Genomic DNA, 13,183 nt, shown 5'->3' on the forward strand with positions numbered 1-13,183 from the left:
GCATTCGGGCAGCTCAACCGCCGCTGGCGGCCGGGCAGCTCAACCGCCGCTGGCGGCCGGGCAGCTCAACCGCCGCTGGCGGCCGGGCCGGACGTCGTGGTGCGGTAGCAGATCATCCCGCCCGGGGACTTGCGCGAGGCGACCCGCACCAGACCCAGAGCGGGTGCCGCGTCGTTGCCGACCTTGTTGGTCCTCCACAGGCAGACCGCGGCCACGTCGACCCGGCGCAGGGCCGCGTCGACCTCGGCGACCGACGGCATCGGCTCGACGCCGTCGGCGAACCTGCCCAGCAACAGCCGGTCCTTGGCGAACGGGGTGTCCATGCCGTAGTCGGTGAGATAGAGGTCCCGGGCCATCACCACCCGGGTGCGGGTGGTGACCTGGGGCATGGCCCGCATGACCGACGTGGGGGCGAGCACCAGCCCGTCCGGCAGGTCCTGCCGGGTGATCCAGAACGTCACGTTCTTGCGCGTGTCCGGCATCCGCCAACTCGGCTTGTCCTGCAGGACATTGGCCGTCCACATCGGCTCGCCAAGGTTGAAGAAGGCGAGCACCAGGGCGACCGGGATCGCGAAGGCCAGGGCCCGGTTCGGCCAGGCGAGCCGGGGCCGTCGGGGCAGTCGGATCGTCGCCAGCAGGCCGACGAACAGCGGCACCGGCAGGATCCACGGCACCCGCCACAGCACCGCCGCCAAGCCGGTGAGTTCGGCGCCCACCACCAGGACACCGGGTACGAGCAGCAGCGTCACGGTCAGCACGGCGCTGGCGCTCAACAGTCGTGGCGCGCCGCGACGCAACAGCAGCGGGGAACTCCACATGGCCACGCCGGCGATGACACCGAGCACGCCGAGCCACAGGCTGAACTCGTAGACGGCGCGCGGTTCCTGCACCTCGGTGTACGTGGCGATGACGTTGTCGAGGCCGTTCGTGGTGAGTCGGGTGAGCACGCCGGACAGCAGCGGGTACGCGGCGGCGGCGGCGAAGCACAGGACTGCCTCGCGGGGACGCCGCAGGAGCAGCAGCACCGCGGCGACCGTCGCCGCCAGGAGCGGCAGCAGGATGACCGCGGTGGTGGTCAGCCCGACGGCGGCGACCGAGAGCAGCGCGAGCAGGGCGAGGGCCCGCCGGGACCGGTTCTCCAGGAAGTCCGTGAGGTACACCCAGGCGAGCGGGACGAGCCCGTGGACGAACACGCTCTTGCCCTGCGTGAGCCGGGGCAGGTGGTAGGTGTTCAACACGTCCGGGGCACCCGCCACGAGCAGGATGTACGCCAGGGCCACACCGAAGACCAGCAGCGGACGCCGGGGCGCCCACCGCAGCACCAGCCGCCACAGCGCGAAGATCACGAAGACGGCCAGCAGCGGGAGCATGAGATACCAGGTCACCGAGGCGGCGTGCACGTGCAGGACACGCGCGAGCGCACCGATGAACACCTCGAACGAGGGGATCGGCGGGTTCGCCGTACCGCCGGGGAGGACGCCCTCGGTGAACAGGAAGTCCCGGAACGGGATCTCGTCGCGTTCGGCCACCCAGACCGACTTGCCGACGTAGAAGACGTCGTCGAGGGACACCCGGGCGAGCAGCGTCGCGAAGTACGCGGCGGCCAGCGAGACGGCGAGCACCACGTAGCCCTGCACCGGCGTGGTCACCGCGCCGGCGCTCGCGGGAGAGCCGCCGACGGTGACGCCGGCGCCGGTCGTCGCGCCCCGCACCCGCAGCGACGTCCACACCGAGACGATCGCGACGACGCCGAGGGCGATCGCCAACCACCAGGTGAGCTGGTCGCTGCCGAGGGCCGCGAGCAGTGCCGCGCCGGTCGCCGCACCGATCGGAAGGACGTAGCGGCGCAGCAGTGTCGCGCGTCCGACCGCGGCCGGCGACGCCTCGGGCGACTCGTCCGCCGTCTCGGCGCCGGTGGTCGGGATCGGCTCGCCGGCCCGGCGACGGGAGCGCAGCCGCCACCCGACGGCCACCGTGATCACCATGGCGACGGCCCAGGCGGCCAGGACCACCGAGGGGCGCAGGTCCAGGGCGAGGTTGAGGTGGTAGAGCAACGTCCAGAGCGCGAAGCTGACGATCGCGGCGTCGGTGAGGACGACAGGTAGCGCGGCCACGGCGACGTTGACGCGTCGGACCAGAGCACCCGAGCCTGATCGTCGGCCACCCGGCGCCGTGGGCGTGCCCCGGTCGGCTGGCGCAGGTGCCTCCACAACGTCCTGGACTTCCGTCACGAGCCGTCCTTGTCGTCTATCCGTGTACGCCCGGGGCCGGACCGCCCTGGGATCGACACGGGAGGGTGTCCGAATTGGCGGGTGCAGCCTACCGGGCTCGTACCGGGTACGCGGGGGTGCCCGGCGGCAGCGCGAGTCACGTCCCCACGCCCGCGCCGTGCTGGTGGGGCACCGCGCTCTGCACGCCGAGTCCGGCGACGACGGACTCGACCAGACGGTCCAGGTAGCTGTCGGTGAGGGGCAGTCGGGCGATGGCGAGCCGCCAGTAGAGCGGGCCGACGATGAGATCGATCGCGGCGTCCGGGTCGGTGTCGGCCGGTAGCTCACCGCGCTGCACGGCCCGGCTGACCAGGCGACCACCGATGTCCTGCTGGCGGGCGTGCAGCACCTCACGCAGGGTCGCGTCGATGCTGGGGTTGCGGGCGGCCTCGGCCAGCAGGTCCGGAATGATCTGCGAGGCCAGCGGGTGGTGCAGGGCGTGCGCCACGGCCTGGAACAGCAGCGCGAGGTCGCCGCGCAGGGTGCCGGTGTCCAGCGCCGGGAGCTTGCCGTGCGCCGCCGCGGCGACGATCTCCACCACCAGGTCGAGCTTGGAGTTCCACCGCCGGTAGATCGCGGTCTTGCCGACGCCGGCCCGGCGGGCGACCGCCTCGATGGAGAGGCGGCCGTAGCCGACCGCGGCGAGCTCCTGCATCAGGGCGCGCCGGATGGCCGTGGTGATCTCGCCACGGAGCACCGCCGCACCGGCCGGGGTACGCCTCTTCTCGGTCGTCACCAGGGGCTCTTCTCACAGGTCACGCGGACTAGAGTAGCGCAACGACGATACGGTTGCGTCCCGACGTGTTTCGGACTACTGTCCACGCAGCGGCGAGGCGGCGCCCCGCGCACCCATCCCACTAGGATTCCATCGTCGCGAGCAACCCCGTCTGCACGAAAGATCGGAGCGCCATTTCCATGGCCACCACCGCGCTGGTCGACCCCGACACGGGCCTGACCCAGGCGCAGCTGGCCGCTCGGCACGGGCTGCGGGTCGCCGGTGAGCGACCCAGCCTCGTCGAGTACAGCCGCCGACTGTGGGCCTACCGGCACTTCATCGCCGCGTACGCCAACGCCAAGCTGGTCGCCTCGTACAGCAACGCCAAGCTGGGTCAGCTCTGGCAGGTGCTCACCCCGCTGACCAATGCGGCGGTCTACTACCTGATCTTCGGGGTGGTGCTGGCGCAGAACAGCATTCCGAACTTCATCGCGTACCTGACCACCGGGCTGTTCATCTTCAACTTCACCCAGAGCGCGGTCCTGGCCGGCACCCAGTCGATCAGCAGCAACCTGGGGCTGATCCGGGCGCTGCACTTCCCCCGGGCCAGCCTGCCGCTGTCCACCACGATCACCCAGTTCCAGCAGCTGCTGGCCTCGATGGTCGTGCTGATCGGCATCGTGCTGGTCACCGGCGAGCCGATCACCCTGAAGTGGTTGCTGCTGGCGCCGGCCCTGCTGCTGCAGGCGGTGTTCAACGCCGGCGTGGTGCTGCTGGTGGCCCGGCTGGGCTCCAAGTCGAGCGACCTGAAGCAGGTCATGCCGTTCGTCATGCGCACCTGGATGTACGGCTCCGGCGTCCTCTACAGCGTCAGCCTCTTCGAGCGGCTGCCCGCCTGGGCGACGACGCTGGTGCAGTACAACCCGCTGCTGGTCTACATCGAGCTGGCCCGCTACTCCCTGCTCGAACAGGCGCCGCTGCTCAACGAGTCGCTGACCCAGCTCTGGCTGGTCGCGGCCGGTTGGGCGCTGGTGGCCGGGATCGGCGGTTTCATCTACTTCTGGCGCGGCGAACAGGAGTACGGCCGTGGTTGAGCACATCGGGGCCTCCACCGAGGCGACCGCGACACTGACCGCCACGCAGGAGCGCATCCCGACCGTGGTGGTCGACGACGCGCACATCATCTACCGGGTGCACCAGGGCGCCGCCGGTGGCACCACACCGGTCGCCGCGCTGCGCCGGCTGGTGAAGCGCACGCACGCGCCGAACGTCCGGGAGGTGCACGCGGTCAAGGGCGTCTCGTTCACCGCGTACCGGGGCGAGGCGATCGGGCTGATCGGCAGCAACGGCTCCGGCAAGTCCACCATCCTGCGGGCCATCGCCGGCCTGCTGCCGGTCAACCGGGGCGCGATCCACACGCAGGGGCAGCCGTCGCTGCTCGGCGTGAACGCGGCACTGCTCAACGACCTGTCCGGTGAGCGCAACGTGGTGCTCGGATGCCTGGCCATGGGCATGCACCCGGACGAGGTGGCCAAGCAGGCCGCGGGGATCATCGACTTCTCCGGGATCAACGAGCGGGGCGACTTCGCCAGCCTGCCGATGCGGACGTACTCGTCGGGCATGGCGGCCCGCCTGCGCTTCTCCATCGCCGCCGCAAAGAAGCACGACGTGCTCCTCATCGACGAGGCGCTCGCGACCGGCGACAAGGGCTTCCGCAAGCGCAGCGAGCAGCGGGTGCGGGAGCTGCGTGAGGGCGCCGGCACGGTGTTCCTGGTCAGCCACCAGCTCTCCTCGGTACGGGACACCTGCGAGCGGACAATCTGGCTGGAATCGGGCCTCATTCGGATGGACGGGCCGACCGACGAGGTCATCCGGGCATACGAGGCGTACGCGAACAGCAAATAGAGCGACGCCATCGACACGACGCCATGGACCGCGTCGCCCGCGTTGGGGCGGCGCGGTCCGCGCGTTAAGGTTCATTCCGTCGCCGCTCGGGCGGAACCTTCCGTTAACGCATTCCTGAGAGTGAGGATCCGGCAATGACGCAGGACCAGACCACTGGCCCGGACGCCGCAACGGAGACCCCGACGCCGTGGCGGCCCTCGCGGACAGTGGCCGTGGTGCTGGCCGGCGGCACCGGCACCCGGCTGGGCCTCGGCATCCCGAAGCAACTGCTGAAGATCGCCGGTAAGCCGATCATCGAGCACACCCTGGCCGTCTTCGAGGCCGCACCGGAGATCGACGAGATCATCGTGCTGATGGCCACCGGCCACGTCGAGGACGCCCGGCAGATCGTCGAGAAGGCCGGCCTGCGCAAGGTCACCAAGGTGATCGAGGGCGGCGACACCCGCAACGCGACCACCCGCATCGCCCTGGACGCCGTCGGCCCGGCCGACTGCAACATCCTTTTCCACGACGCGGTACGCCCGCTGCTCAGCGGCCGGATCGTCCGCGAGTGCGTGAACGCGCTCTGGACCTACGACGCCGTGGACGTGGCCATCCCCTCCGCAGACACGATCATCCAGGTCGACGACAACGACTGCATCACCGACATCCCGGTGCGTTCGCGGCTGCGCCGCGGCCAGACCCCGCAGGCGTTCCGCTCCCCCACCATCCGCGAGGCGTACCGGATCGCCGAGGGTGACCCGGACTTCGCCGCCACCGACGACTGCGGCGTGGTGCTGCGGTACCTGCCCGGCACCCCGATCAAGGTGATCGACGGTTCCGACGAGAACATCAAGGTCACCCACCCGGTCGACGTGCACCTGGCGGACAAGCTCTTCCAGCTCGCCGCCGCGCAGGCCCCCCGGCTCACCGACCACCGCAGCTACACCGAGGAGCTGACCGGCCGCACCATCGTGGTGTTCGGCGGCAGCTACGGCATCGGCCACGAGCTGACCGAGCTGGCCCGGCGCTACGGCGCGCAGGTCTTCCCGTTCAGCCGCTCCACCACCGGCACCCACGTCGAGCGCGCCGAGGACGTCGAGGCCGCGCTGAAGACCGCCTTCGACGCCACCGGCCGCATCGACCACGTGGTGGTCACCGCCGGGATCCTGGAGAAGGGCGCCCTCGCCGAGATGGACGAGGAGACCATGGACCGACTCCTCCAGGTCAACTTCGTCGGCCCGGTGACCATCGCCCGGCAGTCCCTGCCCTACCTCCAGCAGACCAAGGGCCAACTGCTGCTCTACACCTCCAGCTCGTACACCCGGGGGCGGGCCCGCTACGCGCTCTACTCCGCCACCAAGGCCGCCCTGGTCAACCTCACCCAGGCCCTCGCCGACGAGTGGGCTGACGTCGGCGTACGCGTCAACTGCATCAACCCGGAGCGGACCGCCACCCCGATGCGTACCCGGGCCTTCGGCGAGGAGCCGGAGCACACCCTGCTGGCCGCGGAGGCCGTCGCCCAGTCGTCGCTGGACGTGCTGATCTCCGACCTGACCGGCCAGGTCATCGACGTACGCCGGGCACCCGGTGACGGACCGGCCGTGCCGGCGCAGTCCGGGCCGGACCGGGCCGAGGCGCCGGCCGGCGTGGCGTCCGCGAACTGACGTCGACGGCTGCGGAACCACGAACGGAGCGACATGCGCGGCGACCTGGTCCGAAAGCTGGCCGCCCGGTGCCTGAGCACCGGGTTGGCCGTGCTGGCCTTTGTCGTGCTGGCGCTCACCGACGCCACCGGCTGGGGGTTGGCGCTGGCCGTCGCCGCGCTGGCCGGCTCGGCCGCCGAGCAGCGGATCCGTCCCACCGCTGACCTCGTCGCCGAGACGACGCTGATCGCCGCCGCGATCCTGGTCGGTTACTCCCGGCGGCTGGACGACGGGCTCGACCTCGCGCTGGTCGCCACCGCGCTGGTCCTGCTGGGGCTGGTGCTGCTGGTGGGGCCGCTGCGCACGGCCGGCAACCTCGAGATCCGGGCCGCCAACCTGCCGGTGCGTGCCTGGACGCCGCTGATCGCCGACCGGCTCGGCACCGCCCTGCTCGGGCTGCTCGCCGTGGTGGCCCTCGCCGCCGCGCTGACCCTGCCGGCCGGCGTGGCCCTGGCCGCCACCGTGCTGCTGGGCGCGGGAGCCGGGGCGGTCGCCCTGGACCTGGCCCGGCGGCGGTTCCGCCCGGCCGTCGGCGGCGGTGCGGTGGCGCGCGCCCTGCGCCGGCACGAGCCGGAGTTCCTGCTCTACTTCTCCGCGCCGCCCGGCTCGGAATACCAGGTCACCATGTGGCTGCCGTACCTGCGGCGGATCGGCCGGCCGTTCCTGGTCGTGCTGCGCGAGCCGGAGTTCCTGGCCCCGATCGCCGCGGCCACCGACGCGCCGGTGGTCTACTGCCCCACCCTGCGGTCGCTGGACGAGGCGCTGGTGCCGAGCCTGCGCGCGGCGTTCTACGTCAACCACGGCGCGAAGAACAGCCACTGCATCCGCTTCACCCAGCTCACCCACGTGCAGTTGCACCACGGCGACAGCGACAAGGCGCCGAGCGCCAACCCGGTGTCGGGGATCTTCGACCGGATCTTCGTGGCGGGGCCGGCGGCGATCGACCGATACGCCCGCGCCGGGGTGCAGATCCCGGCGGACAAGTTCGTGGTGGTGGGCCGCCCACAGGTCGAGTCGATCGAGGTACGCCCCGAGCCGGCGCGGGGGTTGGCGCAGCCCACCGTGCTCTACACCCCGACCTGGACCGGGCACCACGCCGACGCCGACTACTGCTCGCTGCCGGTGGCCGAGAAGCTACTGCGTCGGCTGCTGGAGCGCGGCGCGACCGTGATCCTGCGGGCCCACCCGTACACGGCGCAGAACCCGGCGTCGGCACGCCAACTGGCCCGCCTGACCGAACTGCTGGTCGCCGACCGGGCCCGCAGCGGACGCCCGCACATCGTCGGCGCGGCCGCCCGCGAGCTGAGCCTCACCGAGTGCGTCAACCGCTCGGACGCGCTGGTCTCCGACGTGTCCGGGGTGATCTCGGACTACCTCTACTCCGGCAAGCCGTACGCGGTCACCGACATGGGCGACGAGGGTGACCGGTTCACCGAGCGGTTCCCGTTGGCCGGGTCGGGTTACGTGCTGCGCCGGGACATGTCCAACGTGGACGAGGTGCTGACCGACCTACTGGACACCGACCCGTCCGCCGAGGCGCGGTGGACCACCCGCCGCCGTTACCTCGGTGACTTCCCGGCCGAGTCGTACGCCGAGGGGTTCCTGAGTGCCGCCCGCCGCGAGCTGGCGCCGGCGCAGGCCCTGCCCACCCCGGCCCGCGTGTAGCGGCTCAGCGGTACGCGTCGAGCAGGGCCAGCACGGCCGCCGGGTCCTCCACGTGCGCGTTGTGCCCGAGCCCGGGCAGCGTGGCGACGGGTACGCCGTACTCCTTGAGCTGCGCGTCGGTGACCATCGGGTCGTGCTCGCCGCGGGCCAGCACCACCGGCACGTCGGTCGCCGCGAGCAGTGCCGCCAGGTCGGGCTCACCGACGGCGAACGCGGTCGGATCCATGGCGAGACGCCACCGGCCGTCGACCCGCCGGAGCCCGGCGTCCACGACCGGGTGGTCCGGTGGGAGCAGGCCGGCCAGCCCGGACACCCGCAGGTAGCGGCGGGCTGCCTCGGTGCGGCTGGCGAACCAGCTGACCGGACGGGCGGCGAGGTCGGCGGTGCGGCTCAGCTCGGCGGGCGACCAGACCGCCTTGATGCCCACCCCGACCACCGCGTCCACCGGCAGCCCGGCGTCGCGGGCGGCCAGCGCGAGACCGACCACGCCGCCCAACGAGTGCCCGAGCACGACGAGCCGGTCGTCGGCTGCCAGGCCGTGGGCGATCCGCTCGGCGAGGCCCGCGAAGGAGTACGACGGCAGCGGCGCCGACCAGCCGTGGCCGGCGAGGTCCGGGGCGAGCCACCGCCCGGGCCAGTGCTGCTCCAGCAACGGCGCCGAGGGCAGCCACACGTCGCCGGTCGCCCCCATCCCGTGCAGTAGCAGCAGGACCGGCCCACGCCCGGCGCGACCACCCGATTCATCCCCCACGGCCGCAGTCTCCCACGGTTCGCGGCCAGGTACGAGCGTCGTGCGCGGACCCGACCGACAAAGATCCACTGTAGAGTGCGGCACCTGGACGGGGCATCGTCGTCGCGGAGAGGAGCCCCCGTGCTCAGAAGGTATCGATCAACACTGGTGGCGGCGGTGACGGTCGTCGCGCTCGGCAGCGCACCGGCCGTACCCGCGCTCGCTACACCGGCACCCGTCGCGGACGTCGCGGCGGCCGATCGCGTCCTGCGGGTCTACAACAACAACATCGAGAACCTGGTCATGAACAACTCCGACGGGAGTTGCACCCGGATCTCCGGACCGGACCACCTGAGCTCGATCCTGGTCGACGACGCCGGACGCACCGGCACCAGCGGCGTGGCGGCCCCCGACATCCTCATCGTGCAGCAGGTGCGCGGCACCGGCCAGGCCGAGGCGTACGCCGATCAACTGTCGGCCATGTTCGGTTACCCGGCGGGCACGTACGGCGCGATCGTGGCCTGGAGTGATCCGGAGCCGTGGGGCAGCACCCACCGGTGCAGCTCCCAGTCGCTCGGCGACCTGAAGAAGAAGCAGACCAACGGGATCATCTGGAACACCAGGACGCTCAGCCTCGCCGCCGGTGACATCTCCAAGTACTGGAGCGCGGGTTGGCTCAAGCCGGGCACCGCGTACGCCGACGGCGCCGGGTGCACGCTGTACAAGCCGCCGAACAGCGACCCGGACAGCACCGATTACGACAAGTGGAAGCGGACCAGCGCCATCGCGGCCCGGTTCACCGTCAAGGCGACCGGCACCAGCGTATTCGCGGCGACCATGCACCTGCCACAGGAGAACCGGCAGAACGCGTGCGCCGGCGACGGTGACCGGGGCATCGCCAACAGCGGCATCCACCTGGGTGCCGACGCGACGAGCCTGTTGAACGCCTCCACGATCCGGATCGTGGGGATCGACGCGAACCGCACGGGCATCGCGGCCGGCACGCTGAGCGGCTACGGCATGACCGGGTACGGGTCGGCCGCCACCAGCGGCTCCAGCAAGATCGACTATCTGTTCGTGAAGGGAAGCGTGCGGCCGTCCAGCATCGGCCACACGGTCAGCGGGACGAAGTCGAACCACTTCGCGCTGTACGGCTTCATCGACTACTGAGCGGGACACGAAGACGCCGCAGGCGCCGCCCCCTCGTGGGAGACGGCGCCCGCGGCGCTCCACCGCCTGGGTCAGGCGGAGTAACCCCGGGTGGCGATCCAGTTGGCCAGGTCGATCGTGGTGACCCAGTACGACGGGTCGGCAGCGTTCGCCGAGTCGGCGATCCGCACGGTCCGACCGTTGTCCTTGTAGCCCACGACGGCGATGTAGTGCCCGCCGCCGTAGGAGTGCCAGCCGCCGTCGGTGTCGGTGGCGTCGCCGACCACGTTGGCCACCACGCCACGGCCGTCGGTGATCGCGGCGACCACGTCGGCCTGGAGGCGATCCATCTGGGCCGGGCTGGGCGAGCCGGCGAACATCCGGGTCCGGTACGGGGAGCCCTTCACCTCGGCGTTGAGCACCCGGGTGGTGTCCTCGGCCGAGTTGGTGCCCATCTCGGTGGTGCCCAGCTCGACGGCGAGTTCGTCCAGGGTGCGGTCGACACCGCTGGCGCTGAGCGCGTTGCGGGTGGCCGCCGGACCACAGTTGTAGTAGGTGTTCTGCGCCTCGTAGTCGTAGTCGAGCACCTTGGTCGCGGGCGGCTTCGGCGGCGTCGGCTTCCGGGTGAGGTCCGGGTTGCCGCTGGCCTTCGCGGCGGGCGACGCGGCGCTGGCGGCCGGGGCGGCGGTGCTGGGCGCGACGCTGGCCGAGGGGGCCGCGACGCGCGCCTGGCTGCGGGACGCGGCGGTGTCGCTGCGCATCTCGGCGACCGTGGTCGCGGTGTGCTGGCTGGCCGGGGCGCCGTCGGCGTCGGCGAGCAGGACACCGGTGGTGGTCGCGATCGCGAGGGCCGCGGCGGAGGCGGCGACGATCTGGTACGGGCGCTCGGTGCTGAGGCGGCGGAGCTGACGGTGCAGGGTGTGCTTCACGGGGTCCTCCACGGTTCGGGGGAGAGCGGCACACCGGGGCCGAGCCGGTATCCGGGCAGGCGCCAGCGCGCGGACCGGGGTCCGCGGATGGTGAACCGCTCAGGGGAACGCCCGGCGCGGCCGGGCGGGAAAAACGGTGACCCGGGGGGTCAGCTCACCGACCGGATGAGCGGGGGCACCGTGGCGCCGTGGAGGCGGAGGAACAACCGAGGGGTGGAAAGGTGCTGCACGAGGATGGAACTCCTTCCGACACCGCCTACCGGGTTAGCTGACGGATTCGGGCGGGAAGATCGCCCTACCGCGGGCCGTGGCTCGCGGATTCACCCCGGACTTACTGATGGGTCCCCGGTTCGTTGATCACGATTGAGCGGGTCGGCGCGGCGTCGCCTCTTGCGATCGGTTACCGCACCGGACGGGACGACAATACTGGCCGGTTCAAGCCCTTGCCAAGCCGTGTCCACCTGCGTAAACATCATTTCGCCTGACAATTTCTGCGCGTATTGCCGATGACGTGACTCGATGGGACAACCGGTGACGGCGACGCCTGTGGTCGACAACCGGACAGGCCGCCGGCAACGTCGCCAAAATCGCGGGACCAATCGGGCCGATCGCGCCGGACGCCCGATTTCCCGGGCCCGTGACCGGGCTCACAGCACAGATCGGGCTCAACCGCTGATCGGGCTCATCCGACGCGAGCCGGACGCCACCGCGCCACCACCGCGGGACGGAACACCCGGGTCGCCGTCCGGCGGGCCGGCACCGCGGTCGGCCGGAGCCGGGCGGCCGCCGCGTACGCCTCCTCAGCGAGAGTGCTGGCCGACTCGGCGGCCAACTCGGCGTCCCGCCAGGCCGACCGCTCCCGCCCGGCGGCCACCGCGTAGTCGGCGCGCCTCGCGTCCCTGATCGCCCGGGCGATCAGGGCCTCCTGCTCGACCGGGTGCCGGCGGGGATCCCACCCGCGCCGGTGCCCGAACACGTCGCCGAGCTGCCCCATGGTCAACTCTCCGCGCCAGTGCGCCGCCATCGCGGCGCGGTGCAGGTAACGCTCCCGAGCGGCGTACTCCGCAGGAGTGTGCGGCGTGCGCGGGGTGGGCAGCGCCCCGGCCCCGGCGAAGCGACGGGCCGCGGCGTCCGCCTCGTCGTAGCGGGCCCAGGCCCGTTCCACCCGCTCCTGACTGATCAGCCAGTCAGCGCGTCGCCGTCGGGCGGTCTGGGCCGCGCCGGCCGCCGCGACGGCCACCTCCTCGGCGTAGCGCCGCAGGTCGGCGGCCTCGGCCGCGGCCACCTCACGGGCGGTGGGCGCGGTTGGGGCTGGCTCCCCCGTCGGCCCGCCCCGCTCCGGGCGGGCGACCAGGACGGCCAGCACGCTGAACGCCAGCAGGAACAGGGCCGACCAGATGGCGGCGGCCTGGGGCACCTCGGTCAGAAACTGGTAGAAGACGACGGTCTCCATGGTCGACACCTCGGAACGAGAGCGATGCGATGGTGGCCGCACGGGCCGACCGGATCGCGGCGGGGCCACGGGTCGGCGGGTGCGGGGCTGGTGGATCGACAGGGCGCGGCGGCGGAACGGTCGTCCCGGTGGATCAGCGGCGGGGCGGAGCCCGCGGCGCCCGGCTGGTCGGCCCGTCGGTGTGCGGCAGCCGGTCGGCCCCGGCCACCCGCACCGGAGTCACGCCCAGGGCGACGACGACGTTTCGGGCGGCCAGGCTTGCCGGCTGCGGATCGGCCGACCGTGCCGCGATGCGCGGGTCAGCGGCATCGCCGGCGGTGGCCGACGGCGCCTGTCCGACAGAGGCGAGCCGGCCGGACGGCGCGAGGGACCCGGCGGTGAACGCCGACGGCGCGAGGGGCCCGGCGGTGAACGCCGACGGTACGAGGTGTCCGGCGGTGAACGCCGACGGCGCGGTGGCCGGCGGTGTGAGCGGCCCGGCGGTCAGCGCCGACCCCGCGCCGGCCGGCGCCAGGTGCCCGGGGCCGGGCGAGGCGCCCGCGCTCGCACCCGCGCTCGCGCCCAGCGTGAGGGCGGCGACGACGGCGAGGCTGGTCAGCACCCGTGTCGCCCAGCGCGCCACCCACCACAGGGGACAGGTGAACGCGACCGGAAGCACGTACCCACGCTACCGCCGTGGCCG

11 protein-coding genes and 1 riboswitch are annotated in these 13,183 nt (G+C 72.3%); of the genes, 5 read left to right on the plus strand and 6 right to left on the minus strand.

Annotated elements, in window-relative coordinates; all coding sequences use genetic code 11:
- Nucleotides 1-65: 65 nt before the first annotated feature.
- Together O7620_RS13660 and O7620_RS13665 are read right to left on the minus strand one after the other, a co-directional pair.
- Nucleotides 66-2,231, minus strand: coding sequence for a DUF6077 domain-containing protein (locus tag O7620_RS13660; protein ID WP_278123307.1), 2,166 nt, complete (start codon nucleotides 2,229-2,231; stop codon nucleotides 66-68).
- Nucleotides 2,232-2,367: 136 nt separating this feature from the next.
- Nucleotides 2,368-2,967, minus strand: a complete 600-nt coding sequence (locus tag O7620_RS13665; RefSeq protein ID WP_278127001.1) for a TetR/AcrR family transcriptional regulator — start codon at nucleotides 2,965-2,967, stop codon at nucleotides 2,368-2,370.
- A gap of 218 nt (nucleotides 2,968-3,185) precedes the next feature.
- Between O7620_RS13665 and O7620_RS13670 the strand changes: the two genes are divergently transcribed.
- From O7620_RS13670 to O7620_RS13685, 4 genes are all read left to right on the plus strand, one after another.
- The gene (locus tag O7620_RS13670) at nucleotides 3,186-4,079 is read left to right on the plus strand and encodes an ABC transporter permease (protein ID WP_151490705.1); all 894 of its coding nucleotides are present in this window, start codon (nucleotides 3,186-3,188) and stop codon (nucleotides 4,077-4,079) included.
- Nucleotides 4,072-4,890 carry an ABC transporter ATP-binding protein gene (locus tag O7620_RS13675; RefSeq protein ID WP_278123308.1) on the plus strand — a complete coding sequence of 273 codons (819 nt, stop codon included), beginning with the start codon at nucleotides 4,072-4,074 and terminating at the stop codon, nucleotides 4,888-4,890. The genes O7620_RS13670 and O7620_RS13675 overlap by 8 nt, the downstream gene beginning before the upstream one ends.
- Nucleotides 4,891-5,024: 134 nt before the next feature.
- Nucleotides 5,025-6,536, plus strand: coding sequence for a bifunctional cytidylyltransferase/SDR family oxidoreductase (locus tag O7620_RS13680; protein WP_151490704.1), 1,512 nt, complete (start codon nucleotides 5,025-5,027; stop codon nucleotides 6,534-6,536).
- Between the two features lie 33 nt (nucleotides 6,537-6,569).
- Nucleotides 6,570-8,240, plus strand: a complete 1,671-nt coding sequence (locus O7620_RS13685; RefSeq protein WP_278123309.1) for a CDP-glycerol glycerophosphotransferase family protein — start codon at nucleotides 6,570-6,572, stop codon at nucleotides 8,238-8,240.
- Nucleotides 8,241-8,244: 4 nt separating this feature from the next.
- Here O7620_RS13685 and O7620_RS13690 read toward each other — a convergent pair whose 3' ends face one another.
- Nucleotides 8,245-8,991 (minus strand): alpha/beta hydrolase, encoded by a 747-nt coding sequence (locus O7620_RS13690; RefSeq protein ID WP_278123310.1) that lies wholly within the window; start codon nucleotides 8,989-8,991, stop codon nucleotides 8,245-8,247.
- A 120-nt stretch (nucleotides 8,992-9,111) separates the two neighbouring features.
- Here O7620_RS13690 and O7620_RS13695 point away from each other — a divergent pair, with 120 nt between their 5' ends.
- Nucleotides 9,112-10,140 (plus strand): hypothetical protein, encoded by a 1,029-nt coding sequence (locus tag O7620_RS13695; protein WP_278123311.1) that lies wholly within the window; start codon nucleotides 9,112-9,114, stop codon nucleotides 10,138-10,140.
- A 71-nt stretch (nucleotides 10,141-10,211) separates the two neighbouring features.
- Here the strand turns inward: O7620_RS13695 and O7620_RS13700 are convergent, their stop codons facing one another.
- The 3 genes from O7620_RS13700 to O7620_RS13710 form a co-directional block, all read right to left on the minus strand.
- Nucleotides 10,212-11,060: a C39 family peptidase gene (locus O7620_RS13700; RefSeq protein WP_192580316.1), complete on the minus strand. Its 849-nt coding sequence runs from the start codon at nucleotides 11,058-11,060 to the stop codon at nucleotides 10,212-10,214.
- 226 nt (nucleotides 11,061-11,286) lie between these two features.
- Nucleotides 11,287-11,428, minus strand: a riboswitch (cyclic di-AMP (ydaO/yuaA leader).
- Nucleotides 11,429-11,730: 302 nt separating this feature from the next.
- Complete coding sequence (locus O7620_RS13705) at nucleotides 11,731-12,501, minus strand: hypothetical protein (RefSeq protein WP_278123312.1); 771 nt, start codon at nucleotides 12,499-12,501, stop codon at nucleotides 11,731-11,733.
- Between the two features lie 133 nt (nucleotides 12,502-12,634).
- Nucleotides 12,635-13,159, minus strand: a complete 525-nt coding sequence (locus O7620_RS13710; RefSeq protein WP_278123313.1) for a hypothetical protein — start codon at nucleotides 13,157-13,159, stop codon at nucleotides 12,635-12,637.
- Between the last annotated feature and the right edge of the window lie 24 nt (nucleotides 13,160-13,183).

Source organism: Micromonospora sp. WMMD710 (assembly GCF_029626045.1).
Taxonomy (GTDB): domain Bacteria; phylum Actinomycetota; class Actinomycetes; order Mycobacteriales; family Micromonosporaceae; genus Micromonospora.